Raw genomic sequence first — 20,469 nt, forward strand, 5'->3', positions numbered from 1 at the left:
CCACGACCGGCGGTCACACGCGCATGGGCTGCGGCGACTCGCGGCGGTCCGGGTCCGGGCCCGGGTACTCGCGGATGATCTCGTACCGGGTGTTGCGCTCCACCGGGCGGAAGCCGGCGTCCCGGATCAGCTCGAGCAGGTCCTCACGGCCCAGCTTGTTGGGCGTGCCGTAGTTGTCCGCGTCGTGCGTGATCTTGTACTCGACGACCGAGCCGTCCATGTCGTCCGCGCCGTGCTGGAGCGCGAGCTGGGCCGTCTGGACGCCGTGCATGACCCAGAAGACCTTGACGTGCTGGACGTTGTCGAACAGCAGCCGCGAGACCGCGAAGGTCTTCAGCGCCTCCGCGCCCGTCGCCATGGTCGTCCGCGCCTGGAGCCGGTTGCGGACCTTGCCGTCCTGCATGTCCACGAAGTCGTGCTGGTAGCGCAGCGGGATGAAGACCTGGAAGCCTCCGGTCTCGTCCTGCAGCTCACGCAGCCGCAGCACGTGGTCCACGCGGTGGCGGGGCTCCTCGATGTGCCCGTACAGCATCGTGCAGGGGGTCTTCAGACCCTTCTCGTGCGCGAGGCGGTGGATGCGGGACCAGTCCTCCCAGTGGGTGCGGTGGTCCACGATGTGCTGGCGGACCTCCCAGTCGAAGATCTCCGCGCCGCCGCCGGTCAGCGATTCGAGACCCGCCTCGATCAGCTCGTCGAGGATCTCGGAGGCGGACAGCCCGGAGATCGTCTCGAAGTGGTGGATCTCGGTCGCCGTGAAGGCCTTGAGGGAGACGTTCGGCAGCGCCTTCTTCAGCTCGCTGAGCGACCGGGGGTAGTAGCGCCACGGCAGGTTGGGGTGGAGCCCGTTGACGATGTGCAGCTCGGTGAGGTTCTCGTTCTCCATCGCCTTGGCGAGGCGGACGGCCTCCTCGATGCGCATGGTGTACGCGTCCTTCTCGCCCGGCTTGCGCTGGAACGAGCAGTACGCGCACGACGCCGTGCACACGTTCGTCATGTTGAGGTGCCGGTTGACGTTGAAGTGCACGACGTCGCCGTTCTTGCGCGTACGCACCTCATGGGCGAGGCCGCCGAGCCAGGCCAGGTCGTCCGACTCGTAGAGGGCGATACCGTCCTCGCGGGTCAGCCGCTCCCCGGACCGGACCTTCTCCTCCAGCTCGCGCTTGAGCCCCGCGTCCATAGCAGGCCGCCTCCCATACGTGTGTCAATCGGGCTCCACCACCGTACGCCCCCTACTCTTCCGGCAGATCGCCGACCCGGTTCTCCCACTTCGTGGAGAGCACGATCGTCGTACGCGTACGGGACACGCCCTTCGTCCCCGACAGCCGGCGGATGGTCTTCTCCAGGCCGTCCACGTCGCTCGCCCGCACCTTGAGCATGAACGAGTCGTCACCGGCGATGAACCAGCAGTCCTCGATCTCGGCCAGGTCCCGCAGCCGGCGCGCCACGTCCTCGTGGTCGGCGGCGTCGGAGAGGGAGATGCCGATCAGCGCCGTGACGCCCAGGCCGAGGGAGGCGGAGTCCACCGTGGCGCGGTAGCCGGTGATGACGCCCGCCGCCTCCAGGCGGTTGATGCGGTCGGTGACGGAGGGCCCGGAGAGCCCGACGAGCCGGCCGAGCTCGGCGTACGAGGCCCTGCCGTTCTCACGAAGGGCCTGGATGAGCTGCCTATCCACGGCGTCCATATACCTGAAGCCTTCCATTGTTCAGCAACACAGCACGTTTGATTGTAGAAACAAAGGCGCACAGAGTGGTGATCAAGACGATCGTCAGGAGCTGACCCTCATCGTGTACACGACGCACCGGGTCGGCCGCGTGTCGGCGCCCCGGTCGCGTCGCCTCGCCGGGAAGCGTTAGTCCTCACGGGCGCCACCCAGCTCTCCCTTCCAGCGGCGGTACAGCTGGTGCGGCACCCCCGCCGCGTCCAGCACGCGCCCCGCGACGAAGTCCACCAGGTCCTGGATGTGCGTCGCACCCGCGTAGAACGCCGGAGAGGCGGGCAGCACCACCGCGCCCGCCTCGTCCAGGGCCACCAGGTGCTTGAGCGTCTGGCCGTTCAGCGGGGTCTCCCGCACCGCGACCACCAGCGTGCGCCGCTCCTTCAGCGTCACGCTCGCCACCCGCTGCAACAGGTCCTTGGACAGGCCGAGCGCCACCCCCGCCACACACGCGGTCGACGCGGGCACGATCAGCATCCCCTTGACGGGGTACGAGCCGGACGACGGCCCGGCCGCGAGGTCGCCCGCCACCCAGTGCCGTACGTCCGACACGTCCACGGGGAACGCCCCCGGCTTGCCGTCCGCGCCCCGCGACAGCCACTCCGTCAGGTCCTCGCGCCAGTGCGCGTCCCGGAACGCGATCCCGGTCTCGTCCAGCAGCGTCAGCCGCGACGCCCGGGACACCACCAGGTCGACGCTCTCCCCGGCAGCGAGCAGCCCGCGCAGCACGGCGGCGGCATACGGGGTCCCTGACGCCCCCGACACCCCGACGACCCACGGGCGACGCTGCACTTCTACCGGCTCCACGCCGCTGAGCCTATCCGGCCGGACCGGTACGGAACCGGCCGGTACGGAACCGAGCGGGGTGCCCCGGACGTTTCCGGGGGAGACGCGCTCACCGACGCGCATCACCACAGGGGGCCGCCATGGCAGGTACGACGAGGGGCGAGGTCACCGGCCGGACCGGCGCCGACCGGGTGAAGGCGGCCGCCGTGCTGATGCTCGGGTGGGTGGCCCTGCTGTGGCTGCTGGAAGCCGTCGACCTGGCGAGCGGCCACGCCCTCGACGCGTACGGCATCTCGCCACGCGAGGTCGTCGAGCTGCGCGACCTCGTCCCGGCCGCGTTCCTGCACTTCGGCTTCGGCCACGTGGCGGCGAACAGCGTCCCGCTGCTGGTGTTCGGCTTCCTGGCCGCACTCGGCGGCATCCGGCGCTTCCTGGCGGTCGCCGCGCTCATCGTGATCGTGGACGGCCTGGGCGTCTGGCTGGTGTCCCCCGCGTACAGCGTCACGGCGGGCGCGTCGGGCCTGATCTTCGGCCTCTTCGGCTACCTGCTGGTGCGCGGCTTCGTGGACCGCAAGCCGATGGACATCGTCGTGGGCCTGCTCATCGGCGCCATCTGGGGCAGCACCATCCTGCTGGGCGTATCGCCCACCCAGTCGGGCGTCAGCTGGCAGGGCCACCTGTTCGGCCTGCTGGCGGGCGTGGCGGCGGCCTTCGTGTTCCGCCGCCGCCGTCCGCGCGGTGCGGCGGCCGGGGTCACGGCCGGCTGACGCCGGGGTCCACGGGCAGGTCGGTGGTGTCGACGGTGAGCTTGCCGAGGCCGGATTCCACGGTCACCGTGTCGCCGTACGGGATCACGTCCCGCCCGCGATAGCCGTCGGGACCCGGGTTCCACAGCGTCAGGCAGTGCGCCTTGTACGGGTCGAAGATCAGGTAGTGCGGGATACCGCGCCGCGCGTACGCGCGGTCCTTGACCTCGTAGTCGTTGCGCACGCTGCTCGGCGAGACGACCTCGATGGCCAGTTCGACGAGGTCGGGCGGGTAGGCGCTGAGGTTCTTGTCCCTCTCGGCCTTCGGGATCACGGCGAGGTCGGGGCAGAACTCGTTGTCGTCATCGAAGGGCACTGCGACGTCACTGATGAACCACCACTCCGATGGGAGCTGGGCTTGCAGCCGGTTCCGCACCTCCCAGATCGTCTCGTTGTGGTGCGGCTTGACCGGACTCATCACGATGGCGCCCTCGACAATCTCCGTCCGGTAGCCCGGGAACATGTCCTCGAACCGGCTGAGCTGCGAGTGCAGGCGGTCGCTCTCCGAGATGGTCACGTCGGCCTCCCTTCCTGCACTCGATGGTAGGCCGCACGGTAGCTACGGGGTCAGGCCTCGAACGAGAAGATCGAGCAAAGCGCACACGAACAGGGCAATCCCGATGAAGCCGTTGACCGTGAAGAACGCCCGGTTCAATCGCGACAGGTCGTGCGGGCGCACGATGGTGTGCTCGTAGACGAAGGCGACGGCGACGATCAGCAGGCCCGCCCAGAAGAAGGGGCCCGCGTCGGTGGCCAGGGCGTACCAGAGCAGCAGCGCGGTGGTCACCACATGGGCGCCCCGGGCCCCGTACAGGGCCGCCGGGATGCCGAAGCGGGCGGGGACGGACTTCACGCCGTGGGCACGGTCGGCCTGGACGTCCTGGCAGGCGAAGATCAGGTCGAAGCCGCCGATCCAGACGCCCACGGCGAGGCCCAGGATCACCGCCTCCCACGACCAGGCCCCGGTGACCGCGATCCACGCGCCGACCGGGCCCATGGCCTGGGCGAGGCCCAGGATGGCGTGCGGGAAGTTCGTGAACCGCTTGCCGTACGGGTAGACCACCATCGGGACGACCGCGACCGGCGCCAGCGCCAGGCACAGCGGGTTCAGCAGGGCGGCCGCGCCCAGGAAGACGACCAGCGCCACCAGCGCGCCCGTCCAGGCGGACCGGACGGACACCGCGCCGGTGACCAGCTCCCGCCCGGCGGTGCGCGGGTTACGGGCGTCGATCTCGCGGTCGATGATCCGGTTGCAGGCCATCGCGAAGGTGCGCAGGCCCACCATCGCCACGGTGACCAGCAGCAGCTCCAGCCAGTGGACGGTGCCGTCGGTCCGGAACATCGCGGTGAGCGCGGCGATGTACGCGAAGGGCAGCGCGAAGACCGAGTGCTCGATCATCACCAGCCGCAGGAAGGCCTTGATCCGGCCGGCCGGCTGCGGCGCGGTGGTCGTCGTCATGCGAGGCTCCCGAGGAACGCGTCGAGGTCTGCCAGCAGCGCGGCGACGGGCAGCGGGCCCGTCTCCACGGTCAGCTCCGCCTCGGGGTCGTCGGGCGGGGTGATGCGCGCCGTGAAGGCGTACGCGTCCGCGCCGGCCGGGCGGGCGTCCAGGCGCAGCACGGCGCCGCCGTCGACGGTGAACGGGCCGGACGCCGTGGTGAGCTCGGCGCGCAGCCGCTCGGCGAAACCGGCGGGCTCCGCGTCACGCACACCGGGCAGCTCGAAGCCGTCACCCTCGCCGTCGTTCTCGAAGAGGACCGCCCAGATGTCTCCGGGACCGGCGAACTCCTCCGGCGGGACGCCCGCCTCCTCGGCGGCCAGCCGGACGTCCGGGTCGGCCGGGTCGAGCGCGGGGCGCACCAGGGCCACATAGGCCGTGTCGGTGCCGATGAACAGGGCCGGGCCTTCAAGGGCGGGGCTCACAGGCCGTACTCCTTCCAGCGGCGGTCCACCAGTGCCGCCGTCGCCGGGTCGGACTCGACCATGTCGGGCCAGCCGCCGTCGCGCGTGTAGCCCTCCTCGGGCCACTTCTTCGTGGCGTCGATGCCTGCCTTGCCGCCCCAGAACTGCTGGTATGAGGCGTGGTCCAGGTGGTCGACCGGGCCCTCGACGACCGTGAGGTCGCGGGCGTAGTCGGTGTTGCCGAGGGCCCGCCAGGAGACCTCGTGCATGTTGCGGACGTCGCAGTCGGCGTCGACGATCACGATCAGCTTGGTCAGCGACATCATGTGCGCGCCCCAGATGGCGTGCATGACCTTCTGCGCGTGCTTCGGGTACTTCTTCTCGATCGAGACGATCGCGCAGTTGTGGAAGCCGCCCGACTCCGGCAGGTGGTAGTCCACGATGTCCGGGACGATGATCTTGAGGAGGGGGAGGAAGAAGCGTTCCGTCGCCCGGCCCAGCGGGCCGTCCTCCGTCGGCGGGCGGCCCACCACGATCGACTGGAGCAGCGGACGCTTCCGCATCGTCACACAGTCGATCTTCAGCGCGGGGAACGGCTCCTGCGGGGTGTAGAAGCCCGTGTGGTCGCCGAACGGCCCCTCGGGGAGCATCTCGCCCGGCTCCAGCCAGCCCTCCAGGACGACCTCCGCCTGCGCCGGCACCTGGAGCGGCACCGTCTTGCAGTCGACCATCTCGATTCGCTTGCCCTGCAGGAAGCCCGCGAACAGGTACTCGTCGATGTCCTCCGGCAGCGGAGCCGTCGAGGCGTACGTCACGGCCGGCGGCGCCCCGAACGCGATCGCGACCGGCAGTCGCTCCCCGCGCCGGGCGGCGACCTGGTAGTGGTTGCGGCTGTCCTTGTGGATCTGCCAGTGCATGCCGATGGTGCGCCTGTCGTGGCGCTGGAGCCGGTACAGCCCGAGGTTGCGGATGCCGTTCTCGGGGTGCTTGGTGTGGGTCAGGCCCAGGTTGAAGAACGACCCGCCGTCCTTGGGCCAGGTGAACAGCGCCGGAAGCTGGTCCAGGTCCACCTCGTCGCCCCGCAGCACGACCTCCTGGACCGGCGCGTCCTTGACCTTCTTCGGCGGTACGTGGGTCATCGCGCCCAGCTTGCCGAACGCCTCGCGCACGCCCACGAAGCCGTGCGGCAGCTCCGGCTTCAGCAGCCCGCCGATCTTCGCGCTGATCTCGTCGTACGACGACAGGCCCAGCGCCTTCAGCAGCCGGCGGTCCGTCCCGAACACGTTCATCGCGAGCGGCATCGAGGACCCGCGTACGTTCTCGAAGAGCAGAGCGGGGCCGCCGGACTTCTGGACCCGGTCGACGATCTCCCCGACCTCCAGATACGGGTCGACTTCGGCCTTGATGCGCTTGAGGTCGCCTTCGCGGTCCAGGGCCCTGAGCAGCGAGCGGAGATCGTCGTAAGCCATGGGGCCCAGTATCGGCCACCGGTTACGCTGGCCTTGTCACCGGGGCTGACGAAACGCGGCCCGCCAATGCTTCCAGGGGGCTGTCCCACATGCTCAGGGCACTGCTGTACATCCTGCCGCTGGCGCTGACGATCTACGCGTTCATCGACTGCCTGAACACCCCCGAGGACGAGGCCAAGCACCTCCCCAAGGTGGCCTGGATCTTCATCATCCTGCTCTTCTGGATCGTCGGCCCGATCGTCTGGCTCGCCGCCGGCAAACTGCGCCACGCCCCGGCCGGCGGTCGCACCCCGTCCGAGTGGCACCGCAACCACCGCACGGAGTGGGTGGCGCCGGACGACAACCCGGAGTTCCTGAAGTCCATCCGTGAGGAGAACAAGAAGGACGAGTCGCTCCCGAAGGACTGGGAGGCCGACCTGCGCCGCCGCGAGGACGAGCTCAAGGAGAAGGACGAGGGCGAGGACGGGCAGCAGGACGGCGGCGACACCGGCCCTGGCACCGGCCCCGCCCCCGGCTCCGGCCCCGAGAAGCCCTGACCCCGTGGAGATACGGCTCCTGGTCACGTTCGAGAAGGTCGCCGGCGTCCTCAGCTTCACGCAGGCCGCCGCCGAGCTGAAGTACGCCCAGTCGAGCGTGACCAGCCAGATCCGGTCGCTGGAGTCCTCGCTCGGCACCGAGCTGTTCGACCGGCTCGGCAGCCGTATCCGGCTGACGGAGGCGGGTGAGCGGCTGCTGCCGTACGCCCGGCAGATGATCGAGCTCGCCGACGAGGCGAGGGCGGCGGTCGCCGCGGCGGAGGAGCCGGCCGGGACGGTCAACATCGGCACCATGGAGTCGCTGACGTCCTACCGGCTGCCCGCGCTGCTGGAGCTGTTCCACCACCGCTACCCGAAGGTGCGGCTGTCGCTGCGGCCCACGCTGGGCGACGAGACGCGGCAGGCGCTGCGGCAGGGCACGTACGACATCGGCTTCCTGATGGAGCGCGAGACCGAGCACGCGGGGCTGGAGAGCGAGGTGCTCACGGCCGAGCCGCTGGTCCTGGTCGCCGCGCCCGCGCACCCCCTGTCCGACCGGCCGGCCCTGTCCACCGGCGACCTGGCGGCCGTGCAGCTCGTGGGGACGGAGCCGGGCTGCCCGTACCGCGACCTGTTCGAGGAGGAGCTGCGGGAGCGGACCGGCACGCCGCCGCCCTTCATGGAGTTCGGCACCATCGAGGCGACGAAGAGCGGGGTGGCGGCCGGTCTGGGCGTGGCGCTGCTCCCGCGCGTGACGGTGGCGCGGGAGCTGGCGGCGGGGACGCTGGTGGAGCTGGCCTGGGAGCCGCCGTTCACGCTGTTCACGCAACTCGCGTGGCGGCGCGGGAAACGGCTTCCGGCGCAGGTGCGGCTGTTCGTGGAGCAGGCACGGCGGCTCGTGCGCGAGCAGACGGAAGCGTGACCTTCAGGCTCGCCAGCACGATCAGCGGCAGGCCCAGCGCCTGTACGAGCCCGATGTGGTGGCCGTACACCGCCCAGTCGGCGAGCATCGCGACGGCCGGGTAGGTGAAGGCCAGCACGGCGATCTTGGCCGTGGGCAGCTTCTGGTACGCCGCGTACATCAGGACGTACATCAGGCCGGTGTGGACCAGGCCCAGTCCGGCCAGCCACGCCCAGCCCGCGCCCAGGCCCGAGACCTGGGCGAAGTCCGCGAACGGCAGCAGCAGCGGGATGCCGACCAGGACCTGGACGAGGGCGACCAGGTGCGGCCGAACGCCGGTGACCCGCTTCGTGACGACGGTCGAGATGGCGTAGAACACGGCGGCCAGCAGCGCCAGCCCGAGCCCCTTGAGCGAGCCGGTGTCCCCCGGCCGGATGCCGGAGACCAGGATCAGCCCGGCGAACGCCACCACCAGCCAGCCGAGCCTGGCGGCCGTGAGCCGCTCCCGGAGGATCAGCGCGCCGAGCAGCACCACGTAGAAGGGCTGGGTGTGGTAGACGACGGTCGCGAAGGAGATCGAGGTCGCCTCGTACGCCTCGAAGAGAAACGCCCAGTTGAAGACGATGAACACACCGCCGAGCGCGGCGAGGCCGAGCTTCTTCGCGGTGAACCCGTGGTCGGTGAAGTAGCCGCGGACGAGGGCGTACGCGCCCAGCGCCAGGGCCCCGAAGAGGCAGCGGAAGAAGACCACGTTGAACGGGGACGCCCCCGACTCGACGACGAAGATGCCCAGGGTGCCGGACAGCACCATGGCGAGGGTCAGCTCGACCGTGCCCTTGGTTTCGTTTCTCATGGCAGTGACGCTACGAGCGGGACCGGTGGCCGGTCCACGAGCCAGTGGGGCGTCCCGCCGATGGGGTCATCGGCCCGGCCGATGGGGAAGAGTGGCTGTCATGGACCATCAGCAGCAGGCACGGCGGTGGCTGGAGACGGCCGTCGCCGAGGCTCGCGCCGGGCTCGCGGAGGGCGGGATCCCCATCGGGGCCGCCCTGTACGGGGCGGACGGCACGCTCCTGGGGCGGGGGCGCAACCGCCGCGTACAGGACGGTGATCCGTCCATGCACGCCGAGACGGCCGCGTTCCGGGCGGCCGGGCGGCAGCGGTCGTACCGGGGGACGACCATGGTGACCACGCTGTCGCCCTGCTGGTACTGCAGCGGGCTCGTGCGGCAGTTCGGGATCTCGCGGGTGGTGATCGGCGAGGCGGAGACGTTCCACGGCGGCCACGACTGGCTCGCGGAGCACGGCGTGGAGGTCGTGCTGCTGGACGACCCGGCGTGTGTCGCCATGATGCGCGAATTCATCGAGGAACACCCGGCGCTCTGGAACGAGGACATCGGCGATGAGTGAACAACGACGGATTCCCACCATCGACCTGGCGCCGTGGCTGTCCGGCGACCCCGCCGCCCGTGCCGCGACCGCGCGGACGGTCGACCGGGCGCTGCGCACCGCCGGGTTCCTGCTGGTGACCGGGCACGGGGTGGAGCCGGGGCTGCGGGCGGCGATCCGGGAGGAGGCACGGCGGTTCTTCCACCTGGATACGCGGGTGAAGGAGCCGTACGCCGTGAAGGTCGGCGGGCGCGGCTGGCTCGGGCCGGGCGCGGAGGCCAACGCGTACGCGGAGGGGACGGCGAGCCCGCCGGACCTGAAGGAGTCGCTGTCGTTCGCGTCCCACGAGCCGACCGGCGACCCGGCGGTGGACGCGGAGTGGTTCCTGCCCAACACCTGGCCGGCCGAGGTGCCGGGGCTGAGGCCGCTGGTGGAGGAGTACCTGACGCGGATGCGGGACCTGTCCGACCTGCTCCTGGAGCTGCTGGGCGTGGCGCTCGGCGAGGGCGAGGAGTTCTTCAGGCGGCACACCGCTCACCCCACCTGGGGCTTCAACATCAACTGGTATCCGGGGCGGGACGTGCTCGGGGGTCCGGAGGAGGGCCAGTTCCGGATCGGGCCGCACACCGACTTCGGGACGGTGACCGTGCTGGACCGGCAGGCGGGCAGAGGCGGGCTCCAGGTGTTCACGGACGAGGGCGGCTGGGAGGACGCCCCGTACGACCCGGACGCCTTCACCATCAACATCGGGGACCTGATGGCCCGCTGGACGGACGGCCGCTGGCGCTCGGGCCGCCACCGGGTGCTGCCGCCGCCCGCCGACGTGCCCTCCGAGGAGCTGATGTCGCTGGTGTACTTCTATGAATGCGACCCCGGGACGGACGTACGGGGCACCGACTCGCACACGTACCTGCGCGGGCAACTGGACGCCATCACGACTGAATGACGGTTCGCCCGACCCCTCACGCGGCCAACGGTTCGAAAGTAACCTGAGCCTGACGCTGAGTCACGGGGGGTGGCGGTGGACAGAGAGCTGTACGGCCGCGAGGCGGTCCTGGACGCGTACGGTCTGGCCGCCCGGCTGACCGGACTCACTCCGTACAGCTTCACCCCCGCCGGGTACGAGCACGGCGACGATCCGCCCGTCACGGTCTTCACCGGCGGCCGGGGCATGGGCAAGACCGCGCTGCTCAAGCAGCTCCGCAACGCCTACCGGGGCGGCACCCCGCTCGCGCTGCTGGACTGCGCGCACATCGAGCCGCCCCTCGACCACGGGCCCGGCTGGAACCCGCTGACGGGCGCGCTGGCGGAGCTGGCCGTGCAGTTGTCGCCGAGGGTGCTCACGGCCAAGCCGGTGGAGTTCCCGCGCCTCGCGCTGGGCCTCGCGGCGGTCGCGGTCACCGGCTGGACGCAGGAGGACGACGACCGGGCGCGGCGCGACCTCCAGCGCCTCGGGCCGGTCCTGGCGACCGTCGACGAGGCCAAGGGCGCGGCCGGTACGTGGGTCTCCAAGGTGCTGGCCAAGCTGGCCGCGACGGCCGCCGAGTCGACGGCGCCGCTCGCCGGGCTGCTGGCCGAGGCGACGGTGGAGACCGTCCTTGAGGAGGTGTTCGGCCGCTACCAGCGCAAGTCCAAGGCCTGGTACGGCGCGTACCGCAACGCGGGCAGGCGGGGCGAGCTGGGGCTGCACCAGCTGGCCGTCGATTTCGAGCAGGGCGGTCGGCGCCGGGAGGAGGCCGAGGCCTTCCTGGTCGGGGCGCTCGTGGAGGACGTACGCCGGGCGTACGTGGGCCTCACCCGGCGCGGGACCCGGCGCGGCCGCCCGCTCGTCCTGCTGGACAACGCCCACCTGCCGCTCGGGCGGCGGCTGGTCGAGCCGGTCCTGCGGGACCGCGGCGCCGGGAGCCGCGACCAGCTCGTCGTCGTCGCCGCGTCCCGGGACCGCGACCACGAGGGGCTGCGCCGGGCGACCCGCAAGCGGCTGCCGGAGGTCGCGCACACGTCGGGCTGGGAGCGGGGCGCGGACATCACGTCGGGCATCCTCGCCGTGGAGCTGACGCCGCTGAGCGCGGCGCACACCCGGGCCGTGTTCGACCGGTACGACCCGGCGGGGCGCACCCCTGCCGACCTGTCGCGGGCGGTCCACCGGCTGACGGGCGGCCGGCCGCTGGCGGTGGCGCTGCTCGGGCGGGCGGTGGGCGGGGTGCCGGCGGCCGGGCGCGGCGGGCTCACGCCGGGTGCGCTGCTGGACCTGACGGTGGAGCTGCGCGAGGACACCGCCGCCGTACCGGTCGCGGACACCCTGCTCGCCGGGCTGCTGCCGCCCGGGCTGCGCCCGGACGTGGCCGCCGTGCTGGCCGCCGCCCACGGCGAGGAGTCGGCCCGCGTGCTGGCCCGCACCCGGCTGCGCGGCGCGTCGGTGGAGGGCGACATGGCGCTGCTGGTGCGGGACGCGCTGCGGGCGGACGGCTGGCCCGAGGCGGGCGGGCACTTCGTGGCGGACCCGCTGCTGCGCGCCCTGCTGCTGCACCGGCTGCGGTTCCACGACGCCGACGCACCCGCGTACGCCGCGTGGCGCGCCGTCCACGAGACGCTGCACCGCCACTACGGCCCCGACCCGACCCCGTACCGTCTCCGGCAGGACCTGGCGCTCGGCCGGTCCGAGGAGGCGGTGACCGAGCTGCGGCTGGCGTTCCCCGGTCCGGACGTCCTGGACTGGCTGGACCGGCTGCGGCTCATCGCCACCGCCCCGTACCCCCGCGAGCAGGGCCGCACCGGCCTCGATCCGCGCCGCGCGGTGGCGCTCGGCGAGGACCCGGGCGGCCCGCTGCCCGACGGGCTGGACGCCGACGCGACGGCCCTGCACCTGGGGCTGCGGCGGCTGCTGCACGCGGTGTGGCTGCTGACCGACCCGCTCGCCCTGCCGGACGACGACGTGGTCGACAAGCTGGTGCACGAGCTGCGGCAGCTGTCCGGCCGGCATGTGACGGGCACCAGTCCGCTGTGGGAAGCGGCCACCCACTGGCCGAGGGACATCCGTGCCTGGCGGGGCCCGACGGTGCCGCCGGGACGGGAGGACGGAGTCTGACGTGCCCCATCCCCTCCGCTACCGGGTCTTCTACACCACCCGGCAGAAGATCGTCACGAGTGTGCTGGTGCTGGCGCTGCTGGCCTGGGGCGCGGTGTACGCCGTCGACCGGCTGACCTCCCCGGACGACCGTTCCTGCGCCCCCGGCGTCGCGCGCCCGGCGGGCAGCGACGAGTGCGTCGGGGTCTCCGGTGACGGCCACGACTTCGGGGTCGCGGCGCTGACGGAGGCCGCCGCCGCCATCGACCAGGAGAACGACACGCTGACGGCGGGCCAGTACGTGACGGTCGCCGTGCTCCTGCCCCTGACGTCCACGAGCGCCGAGATGCGGACCAAGGTGGTCCACGAGGTGCGGGGCTCGTTCGCCCGCCAGTACAAGGCCAATCACGACGACAACGGCAGGCTGCCCAGGATCCGGCTGGTCCTGGCCAACACCGGTGACGGCAACGCCCACTGGCGTACGGCGGTCGAGCAGCTCACGGGCATGACCGGCGCCCCGCACCACCTGCGCGCGGTCTCGGGCATAGCCACCAGCAGCGCGCCGGTCAAAGAGGCCGTGACCGAGCTGACGCGCGCGAACATCGCGGTCGTGGGGACCACCATCACCGCCGACGACATAGCCAACGGCCATCCCCGCCCCGGCGACCATCCGTTCCCGGGCCTCGCGCGGGTCGTCCCCACCAACAAGGATCTGGCGGACGCGCTGGCCGGCTTCGCCAAGGTGGACTCGGCGAAGGCGTTCCTCGTCCATGACACCCGCACCGGGGACAACTACACGGACACGCTCAAGGACGCCTTCTCGGAGCTGCTGGGCACGTCCCCGTACCCGCCGCAGCTGTTCACCTCGCCGAAGAACCCGGGGGACGACGACCCCACGCCCAACACCTTCCAGAACATCACGCACATCATCTGCGCCTCCCGCGCCGAGACGGTGTTCTTCGCCGGGCGCCACACCCAGCTGCGCCACTTCGTCAACGCGCTGGGGGAACGCGGCTGCACGCACCGCACCTTCACGGTGCTGACCGGCGACGAGGGCTCGTACCTGGGCGCGGACGAGCGGCTCAAGAAGGAGTCCCTCGACGCCGGCCTGACCGTCCGCTACGCCGCGCTCGCCCACCCCGACGCCTGGCGGGCGGTGAAGGGCAGGACGAATCCGGCGACGGGCGGGACCACGGGCGCGTACGCGGACTTCGAGAAGGCGATGGAGGCCGCGCGCCTGTCCCCGAAGGCGTCGAAGCCCACGCCGCGCCCCCCGTTGCAGCCGGTGGAGCTCACCGACGGGCAGGCGATCATCGCGTACGACGCGATGGCGGCGGCCGTCCAAGCCATCCGGATGGCGACGCCGAAGGGGCGGACGCTGCCCCCGTTCGAGGACGTGGGCAAGCAGTGGCCCCAGGTGCAGGGCCCCCTGCGGGTGAACGGCGCGAGTGGCTGGATCTGCCTGAACAACTCCGGCAACCCGCACAACAAGGCGGTCCCGGTGGTGGAGCTGACCCGCGGGGACCCGCGGTTCGTGGAGATCGCCTGGCCGGAAGGCAAGCCCCCGACGCGCGACTGCCTGCCACCGCGCACACCGTAGGGCGCGACGGGCACGCGGCGTCACGTCGCGCCGAAGTCGCGGGCCTCGTACTGGTCGCGCAGCTCCTGCCAGCGCTCCCGGGACCAGGCCGGCCAGTCCGCCGCGCGGCCGTCGAGGAAGTCGGCGAGGTACGTGAAGTGGTCGTGCCAGCCGGCCAGGCAGTCCAGCCGCAGCTCGTCCGTCCCCCGGAACTCGTTGGTGAACCGCAGCACGGTCGACCCGGGCGGGCCGCCCGGCTCGATGTGGAACCGCATCCGTCCGTGCACCTCGACCGTGTACTCGACGATCCGTTCCACGTCCCACGCGGTGACCGTCCCGGACACGACGGTCGCCGGCTGCGTGGTGAGCCAGCGCAGGGTGACCGCCCCGCCGAGCCGGGCCTGCAGGACCTCGGCCTCGGCGAGCCACCCCCGTAGCCCGCCGGGGGTGGTCAGGGCGAGCCAGACGCGCTCCTCGGGGTGGGCCAGGGGGACCACGAACCGCACGGTGTGGGTGTCGCGGTGACTCGTGCTGGTACCGGGAGGGATCTGATCGGCCATGTATCCAGCGTCGCGCGGACCCCCGCGCCCCGCTACCTCACACGCCCGCGTACGAGTGCAGGCTGTTCACGAACATGTTGACGCCGTAGTAGTTGAACAGCCAGCAGGCGAAGGCGATCAGCGCGACGTACGCCGCCTTGCGGCCCTTCCAGCCGGCCGTGGCCCGCGCGTGCAGGTACGCGGCGTACGCGACCCACGTGATGAACGACCAGACCTCCTTGGCGTCCCAGCCCCAGTAGCGGCCCCACGCGTCACCGGCCCAGATCGCGCCCGCGATGATCGTGAAGGTCCACAGCGGGAAGATCGCCGCGTTGACGCGGTAGGCGAACTTGTCCAGGCTCGCGGCCGCCGGCAGCCGCTCCAGCACCGAACGGGCGAAGCCGCTGGGCGTACCGCCGCCCGCGAGCTTGTTCTCGTAGGAGTCCCGGAAGAGGTACAGCAGCGTGGCGACCGCGCCCAGGTAGAAGACCGCGCCGCAGAAGATCGCCGTGGAGACGTGGATCCACAGCCAGTACGAGTGCAGGGCCGGGACGAGCTGGTCACTCTCGGTGTACAGCCAGGTCGTGGCGATGCCCAGGTCCAGCAGGACGGTGGTGACCAGCGGCAGCCCCATCCAGCGGACGTTCTTCTTGGCGACGAGGAAGCCGAGGTACGCGCCGACCACCACCGTGGAGAAGGTGGTGGAGAACTCGTACATGTTGCCCCAGGGGGCCCGCTGCACGGACAGCGCGCGGGTGACCACGCCGGCCGCCTGGACGAGGAAGGCGAGGGTGGTCAGCGAGACGGCGATACGCCCGTACAGGTCGCCCTTCTCGTCCCCGCCGGCCGCGCCGGGGCCGTCCGGTACGTCACGCGCACCGCCGGCGGAGCGGGTGACGACCGTCGGCTTGTCGAGGACGGCGGTGCCGCCGCCCCGCTGCCCTCCCACCCGCACCTGCACGGCGGCGGGACGGGCGGTCAGGGCCGCCGCCGTACGGCCGACCTTGCTGCGGCTGCCGAGGACCCACTCGGCGATGTGCGCCAGGAAGGCCAGGGTGTAGACGGCCATGGAGGAGTAGATGAGCACATTGCTCATCTCCGCCAGGCTCTCGTTCGTCGCGGCGGCGAGATTCACTTCTCAGCCCCTTCAGCAGCTGCTTCTTCGGCTTCGGCTTCGGGCGCGGTCGGCGCCACGGAATGGAGCGTGACCGCCAGGTCGGCCAGCTCCTCGGGGAGCTTCGCGGACTCGCTCCGCCCCAGCCCCGCCATCTCGACGACGGTCACGCCGTCGTCCCCCCGTACGGCCCGGATCCAGATCCGGCGGCGCTGGATGAACAGCGAGCCGACCAGCCCGGCGATCGCGACGATCGCGCCGGTGAGGGCGAGGCCGTTGCCGGGCTGCTGGGAGATCTGGAAGCTGGCCCACTCCTTGATCTCCTTCTCGAAGGTGATCGAGCCCGCTCCGCCGGGGAGGGTCATCGTCTCGCCCGGTACCAGCGTCTTCTTGAAGATGTCACCGTTCGCGTCCTTGAACGGCGTCATCTTGCTGGTGTTGAGCTGGTACACGTTCTGCGGCAGTCCGCTGTCGACACGCAGGTCGCCGCGGTACGCGCTCAGGTTGAGCACCGGGAAGGCCAGCCCGGGGAACTTGCTGAACATCTGGCCCTGCCCCTTGCCCGCGTACGTCGGCACGAAGAAGGCCGGGAAGCCCAGCTGGTCCTTCTTGCCGTTCTTGTCGCGGTAGCCGTCCATCACCTTGATCACGCCGGTGGAGGTGACGTTGCTGTCGATCGGCAGGAGCGGGACGGCGCCGTGGAAGACGACCTTGCCCTTGCCGTCCTTGACGGTGACGACGGGCGCGTACCCGTGGGAGATCAGGTACACCTTCGAGCCGTCGACCTCCAGCGGCTCGTTGACCCGGATGACGCTCCGCTTCTTCTCACTGCCGGCCTTGGAGTACGTGACGTCCGCCTCGAAGGTGCGGGGGGTGCCGCGCTGCGGGCCGCTCGTCTCGTACGTACCGGTGAACTGGTTCAGGGTGAAGGTGAACGGCGCCAGCTCGTCGGTGGAGAACAGGGAGCCGGACGTGAAGTCGTCGTACTGGGTGAGCGTGTTGGAGAAGCCGTCGCCCTCGACGATCAGCTTGCCGCCCTCGGACTTGAAGAGCTGGCCCACGGCGAACGCCACCAGCATCACGATCAGCGCGAGGTGGAAAAGCAGGTTGCCGACCTCGCGCAGGTACCCCTTCTCGGCCGCGACGGCGTCACCCGCCGTATGGGCCCGGAAGCGGCGCTTCCTGAGCATGGCCAGCGCCGCCTGGCGCACCTCCTCGGGCGCGGCCTCGGTGCGCCAGGTGGTGTACGCGGGCAGGCGGGTCAGGCGCTTGGGGGCGGCCGGCGGGCGGCCTCGCAGCTGGCCCGTGAACTGCCAGGTGCGCGGGACGATGCAGCCGATGAGGGAGACGAACAGCAGGATGTAGATCGCGGAGAACCACACCGAGCTGTAGACGTCGAAGAGCTGCAGCTTCTCGTAGATCGGCGTGAGCGTCTCGTGGGCTTCCTTGAAGGAGCGGACCTTCAGCTCGTCGACGCTGTTCTGCGGGATGAGCGAGCCGGGGATCGCGCCCAGCGACAGCAGGAAGAGCAGGATCAGCGCGACCCGCATGGAGGTCAGCTGGCGCCAGAACCAGCGGATCCAGCCAATGACGCCGAGCGCCGGACCACCGGCCTGGATGAGCTCTTCCTTGGGCGCGGTGGACAGCTGCGCGCCGGCCGCCGCCTCGTCCCGCTCGGTCGTTTCTGTCTTGCTCATGGAACTAGATCCCCACCTGGAAACCGTTGGACCAGCCCTGCATCTGCTGTACGAGGGTGTCCCACGCGCCTGTGAGCAGCAGCAGCCCGGTCAGGATCATCATGCCGCCGCCGATCCGCATCACCCACGCATAGTGCCGCTTCACCCAGGAGAAGGCGCCGAGCGCCTTGCGGAACGCGACCGCGGCGAGCACGAACGGCAGGCCGAGGCCGACGCAGTACGCGAGGGTCAGCAGCGCCCCGCGGCCCGCGCTGGCCTCGTTGGCGGCGAGGGCCTGGACGGACGCGAGCGTCGGGCCGATGCACGGCGTCCAGCCGATGCCGAACAGGGCGCCCAGCAGCGGCGCTCCGGCCAGCCCGGTCACCGGCCGCTTGTGGAAGCGGAACTCCCGCTGGGTGAACCACGGCATGAGTCCCAGGAAGAAGACGCCCATCAGGACCATCAGGACGCCGAGGACGGTGGTGAGCGTCTCGCGGTGTTCCTGGAGGGTCCAGCCGAAGTAGCCGAAGAGGGCGCCGCCGGAGACGAAGACGGCGGAGAAGCCGAGGACGAAGAGGGCCGCGCCGGCGGCCATCCGGCCCCGCCGCGCCTCGGCCAGGTCGGTGCCGGTGACGCCGGTCACGTAACTGAGGTAGCCGGGCACGAGCGGCAGGACGCAGGGCGAGAAGAAGGAGACCAGCCCGCCGAGCACCGCGATGGGCAGGGCGAGCAGGAGGGCCCCGCTGGAGACCGTCTCGTTGTACATCGGCTAGTTCCCCGAGGCCTTCTCGGCCGCGATCGGGTCGATCATCTTGCGCAGCTTGGTTTCGTTGAGCGGCATGAGCGCGCGTGCCGCGATCTTTCCGTCACGGTCGAGGACGACGGTGGAGGGGATGCCCTGCGGGTTGAGCGTGCCCTTGGGGAAGCCGTTGAGGATCAGCTCGCCGGCCGGGTCGTACAGGCTCGGGTAGGGGACCGCGAAGTCCTTCTCGAAGGCGAGGGCGGGCTGCTTGTTGGGGTCGCGGGTGTTGATGCCGACGAACTCCACGCCCTCGGACTTGAGGTCGGTGGCGACCTTGGTGAAGTGCTTCGCCTCGGCACGGCAGGGGCCGCACCAGGAGCCCCAGGCGTTCAGCACGACGACCTTGCCCTTGAGGTCGGCGACGTCGAGGGGCTTGCCGTCGAGCGTCGTGCCCGCGAGCGTGTTGGGAGCCGTGCGCTCGCCCTTGGCGACGGTGTCGATACCGCCGGTGTTGGTGACGAAGTTGGTGTTGCCGCCACCGCCGGACGTGCCGTTGGAGTCGCCGCTGCACGCGGTGAGCGTGAGCGCGGCCGCAAGGGCGGCGCCGGCGGTGAGCAGGAGGCCTCGGGGGGCGCGGCTAAGGCTCATGTGAAAAGTTTCGCATGTACGTTTCGGGGATCTTGCGCGCCCCCCTGCGTGCCCGTAAAGCCCGATGTCAGGCGGGCTTAAGGAAGGTGTTCCAGCCGCCCGCCGGCGATTGGCCGACCTCGAGCGTACGGAGCTTGTCGAGGATCTTGGGGTCCTGGACGTCCAGCCAGTCGACGAACTGCTTGAACGACACCAGCCTTACGTCTTTCTTCCCGGCCATGCCCTTGAGGGCTTCTTCGACGGCGTCCATGTAGATGCCGCCGTTCCACTGCTCGAAGTGGTTGCCGATGTAGAAGGGCGCGCGATTCGATTCGTAGGCGCGGGTGAATCCGGCGAGGTAGGCCTCGGTGGCCTGCTTCTTCCATTCGGGATAGCGCGACGGCATGCCCTTGGTGGTGTTCTGCGACTGGTTGGCGAGCATGTTGTAGTCCATGGACAGGACCTCGAAGGAGCGGCCGGGGAAGGGGATCTGCTGGAGCGGCAGGTCCCAGATGCCCTGGCGCTTGACGGGCCACTTCTGGTGGCCGCCGGGCGAGCTGGCGTCGTAGCGCCAGCCGAGCTTCTTGGCGGTGGGCAGGAGGTTGTCCTGGCCGAGGAGGCAGGGGGTGCGGGCGCCGACGAGTTCCTTGCGGTAGTCGAAGGGCAGTGGGTCGAGGTCGGTCCAGCCGCTGTTGGTCTTCCATTCGGTGACGAATTTCACCGCCTGGTCGATTTCGCTCCGCCAGTCGGCCGGGGTCCACTTCTCGACCGAGCCGGAGCCGGCGCAGAAGTGGCCGTTGAAGTGGGTGCCTATCTCGTGCCCGTCGAGCCAGGCCTGGCGGACGTACTTCAGCGTCTGCTTGATGTGGTCGTCGGTGAGGTAACCGATGTCGGAGGCGCCGGTGCGGTTGTTCGGCGGGCGGTAGAGGGTCTTCTTCGATTCGGGCAGGAGGTAGAGCCCGGAGAGGAAGAAGGTCATGCCCGCGTCGTGGTTCTTGGCGAGTTCGAGAAAGCGCGGGAAGAGGCCGTTGCCGACCTCTCCGGCGCCGTCCCAGGAGAAGATCACGAACTGCGGCGGGGTCTGTCCGGGCTCCAAGGGGACGGGCTTGTCGGGCTGGTTGGGCTGCTTCCCGGTGTCGGACGTGGAACCGTCCCCTATGAGACGCCCCTCCACCTTGCCGGGGGCCGTACCTTCCTGCCCACCCTTACCGGGCCCGCTCCCGGGCTTGTCCGAGCCGCCGCCGAACCCGCAGCCACCGATCCCCATCGCGGCCGCGGCGCCAACTCCGGCTCCCAGCAGGCCCCTTCGACTGATCCCGCGCATATCGTCCCCATCCGCGCTCGCTCGTTGCCGGACATACCTTCCAAACCGGCAATGTGTGAGAGGGCTGAAGGAAGAGGGCGGTTCCCCCGATTACCACACAATCTTCTGCGTGACGGGACAGTTACACGAGGGTGGCCGGCGCGCGGCCGCGCGCGCTCCGGGCGGGCGGGGGCTGCGGGCGGGCGGGGGCTGCGGGCGGGCGGGGGCTGCGGGCGGGCAGGGGCTGCGGGCGGGCGCGCCGGCCGCGCACGGGCGCGAGCGCCGTGGCGGGGCGCGCTGCGGGCGCGGGCGATGCGGGCGGGCGGGGGCTGCGAGCCCG

The 20,469-nt window shown here is 71.0% G+C and carries 21 protein-coding genes and 1 pseudogene; 7 read left to right on the forward strand and 15 right to left on the reverse strand.

Features of this window, described 5'->3' with window-relative positions; genetic code table 11:
• Positions 1–13: 13 nt before the first annotated feature.
• The 3 genes from mqnE to BKD26_RS13005 all read right to left on the reverse strand — a co-directional run bounded on the left by mqnE (position 14) and on the right by BKD26_RS13005 (position 2,522).
• Positions 14–1,177: an aminofutalosine synthase MqnE gene (gene mqnE, locus BKD26_RS12995; RefSeq protein ID WP_084897974.1), complete on the reverse strand. Its 1,164-nt coding sequence runs from the start codon at positions 1,175–1,177 to the stop codon at positions 14–16.
• A gap of 52 nt (positions 1,178–1,229) precedes the next feature.
• Positions 1,230–1,682 carry an Lrp/AsnC family transcriptional regulator gene (locus BKD26_RS13000; RefSeq protein ID WP_084897975.1) on the reverse strand — a complete coding sequence of 151 codons (453 nt, stop codon included), beginning with the start codon at positions 1,680–1,682 and terminating at the stop codon, positions 1,230–1,232.
• Between the two features lie 168 nt (positions 1,683–1,850).
• Positions 1,851–2,522, reverse strand: a complete 672-nt coding sequence (locus BKD26_RS13005; RefSeq protein WP_179166518.1) for a UbiX family flavin prenyltransferase — start codon at positions 2,520–2,522, stop codon at positions 1,851–1,853.
• A gap of 119 nt (positions 2,523–2,641) precedes the next feature.
• On the opposite strand from BKD26_RS13005, the gene BKD26_RS13010 reads away from it, so the two are divergent.
• Entirely contained in the window at positions 2,642–3,268 is a 627-nt protein-coding gene (locus BKD26_RS13010; protein ID WP_084897977.1) for a rhomboid family intramembrane serine protease, read from the forward strand.
• Here BKD26_RS13010 and BKD26_RS13015 read toward each other — a convergent pair.
• The 4 genes from BKD26_RS13015 to BKD26_RS13030 are packed head-to-tail and all read right to left on the reverse strand — an operon-like array spanning position 3,255 to position 6,678.
• A complete protein-coding gene (locus tag BKD26_RS13015; RefSeq protein ID WP_241518620.1) occupies positions 3,255–3,824 on the reverse strand; it encodes a Uma2 family endonuclease in 570 nt (189 codons plus the stop codon). The genes BKD26_RS13010 and BKD26_RS13015 overlap by 14 nt on opposite strands.
• 42 nt (positions 3,825–3,866) lie before the next feature.
• Entirely contained in the window at positions 3,867–4,766 is a 900-nt protein-coding gene (mqnP, locus tag BKD26_RS13020; RefSeq protein WP_084897978.1) for a menaquinone biosynthesis prenyltransferase MqnP, read from the reverse strand.
• Complete coding sequence (locus BKD26_RS13025; protein ID WP_084897979.1) at positions 4,763–5,230, reverse strand: hypothetical protein; 468 nt, start codon at positions 5,228–5,230, stop codon at positions 4,763–4,765. Before BKD26_RS13025 ends, mqnP begins: the two co-directional genes overlap by 4 nt.
• Complete coding sequence (locus tag BKD26_RS13030) at positions 5,227–6,678, reverse strand: menaquinone biosynthesis decarboxylase (protein ID WP_084897980.1); 1,452 nt, start codon at positions 6,676–6,678, stop codon at positions 5,227–5,229. The genes BKD26_RS13025 and BKD26_RS13030 overlap by 4 nt, the downstream gene beginning before the upstream one ends.
• A gap of 89 nt (positions 6,679–6,767) precedes the next feature.
• On the opposite strand from BKD26_RS13030, the gene BKD26_RS13035 reads away from it, so the two are divergent.
• Both BKD26_RS13035 and BKD26_RS13040 read left to right on the forward strand, forming a co-directional pair.
• A complete protein-coding gene (locus tag BKD26_RS13035) occupies positions 6,768–7,214 on the forward strand; it encodes a PLD nuclease N-terminal domain-containing protein (protein ID WP_084897981.1) in 447 nt (148 codons plus the stop codon).
• Positions 7,215–7,218: 4 nt separating this feature from the next.
• Entirely contained in the window at positions 7,219–8,115 is an 897-nt protein-coding gene (locus tag BKD26_RS13040; RefSeq protein ID WP_084897982.1) for a LysR family transcriptional regulator, read from the forward strand.
• Here BKD26_RS13040 and BKD26_RS13045 read toward each other — a convergent pair.
• The gene (locus BKD26_RS13045) at positions 8,015–8,947 is read right to left on the reverse strand and encodes a DMT family transporter (protein WP_084897983.1); all 933 of its coding nucleotides are present in this window, start codon (positions 8,945–8,947) and stop codon (positions 8,015–8,017) included. The two genes, BKD26_RS13040 and BKD26_RS13045, sit on opposite strands and share 101 nt — an antisense overlap.
• A gap of 100 nt (positions 8,948–9,047) precedes the next feature.
• Between BKD26_RS13045 and BKD26_RS13050 the strand changes: the two genes are divergently transcribed.
• The 4 genes from BKD26_RS13050 to BKD26_RS13065 all read left to right on the forward strand — a co-directional run bounded on the left by BKD26_RS13050 (position 9,048) and on the right by BKD26_RS13065 (position 14,149).
• Positions 9,048–9,503, forward strand: a complete 456-nt coding sequence (locus BKD26_RS13050; protein WP_084897984.1) for a nucleoside deaminase — start codon at positions 9,048–9,050, stop codon at positions 9,501–9,503.
• Positions 9,496–10,428 (forward strand): 2-oxoglutarate and iron-dependent oxygenase domain-containing protein, encoded by a 933-nt coding sequence (locus tag BKD26_RS13055; protein WP_084897985.1) that lies wholly within the window; start codon positions 9,496–9,498, stop codon positions 10,426–10,428. The genes BKD26_RS13050 and BKD26_RS13055 overlap by 8 nt, the downstream gene beginning before the upstream one ends.
• 75 nt (positions 10,429–10,503) lie before the next feature.
• Positions 10,504–12,570 carry a hypothetical protein gene (locus BKD26_RS13060; RefSeq protein ID WP_084898021.1) on the forward strand — a complete coding sequence of 689 codons (2,067 nt, stop codon included), beginning with the start codon at positions 10,504–10,506 and terminating at the stop codon, positions 12,568–12,570.
• A 1-nt stretch (position 12,571) separates the two neighbouring features.
• Entirely contained in the window at positions 12,572–14,149 is a 1,578-nt protein-coding gene (locus tag BKD26_RS13065) for an ABC transporter substrate-binding protein (protein ID WP_084897986.1), read from the forward strand.
• 20 nt (positions 14,150–14,169) lie between these two features.
• On the opposite strand, the gene BKD26_RS13070 is transcribed toward BKD26_RS13065, so the two are convergent.
• The 7 genes and pseudogenes from BKD26_RS13070 to BKD26_RS40860 all read right to left on the reverse strand — a co-directional run.
• Positions 14,170–14,688 carry an SRPBCC domain-containing protein gene (locus BKD26_RS13070; RefSeq protein ID WP_084897987.1) on the reverse strand — a complete coding sequence of 173 codons (519 nt, stop codon included), beginning with the start codon at positions 14,686–14,688 and terminating at the stop codon, positions 14,170–14,172.
• A 37-nt stretch (positions 14,689–14,725) separates the two neighbouring features.
• Positions 14,726–15,802: a c-type cytochrome biogenesis protein CcsB gene (ccsB, locus tag BKD26_RS13075; protein ID WP_084897988.1), complete on the reverse strand. Its 1,077-nt coding sequence runs from the start codon at positions 15,800–15,802 to the stop codon at positions 14,726–14,728.
• The gene (locus BKD26_RS13080; RefSeq protein WP_084897989.1) at positions 15,799–17,478 is read right to left on the reverse strand and encodes a cytochrome c biogenesis protein ResB; all 1,680 of its coding nucleotides are present in this window, start codon (positions 17,476–17,478) and stop codon (positions 15,799–15,801) included. The genes ccsB and BKD26_RS13080 overlap by 4 nt, the downstream gene beginning before the upstream one ends.
• A 4-nt stretch (positions 17,479–17,482) precedes the next feature.
• Entirely contained in the window at positions 17,483–18,223 is a 741-nt protein-coding gene (locus tag BKD26_RS13085) for a cytochrome c biogenesis protein CcdA (RefSeq protein ID WP_084897990.1), read from the reverse strand.
• A gap of 3 nt (positions 18,224–18,226) precedes the next feature.
• A complete protein-coding gene (locus BKD26_RS13090) occupies positions 18,227–18,847 on the reverse strand; it encodes a TlpA disulfide reductase family protein (protein ID WP_084897991.1) in 621 nt (206 codons plus the stop codon).
• Positions 18,848–18,914: 67 nt separating this feature from the next.
• Complete coding sequence (locus tag BKD26_RS13095; protein ID WP_084897992.1) at positions 18,915–20,150, reverse strand: hypothetical protein; 1,236 nt, start codon at positions 20,148–20,150, stop codon at positions 18,915–18,917.
• A gap of 121 nt (positions 20,151–20,271) precedes the next feature.
• Positions 20,272–20,469 (reverse strand): annotated as a pseudogene (locus BKD26_RS40860) (2-oxoglutarate dehydrogenase, E2 component, dihydrolipoamide succinyltransferase); the annotation flags it as partial.

Source organism: Streptomyces sp. CB03238, from assembly GCF_002099185.1.
In the GTDB taxonomy this organism is placed as follows: domain Bacteria; phylum Actinomycetota; class Actinomycetes; order Streptomycetales; family Streptomycetaceae; genus Streptomyces.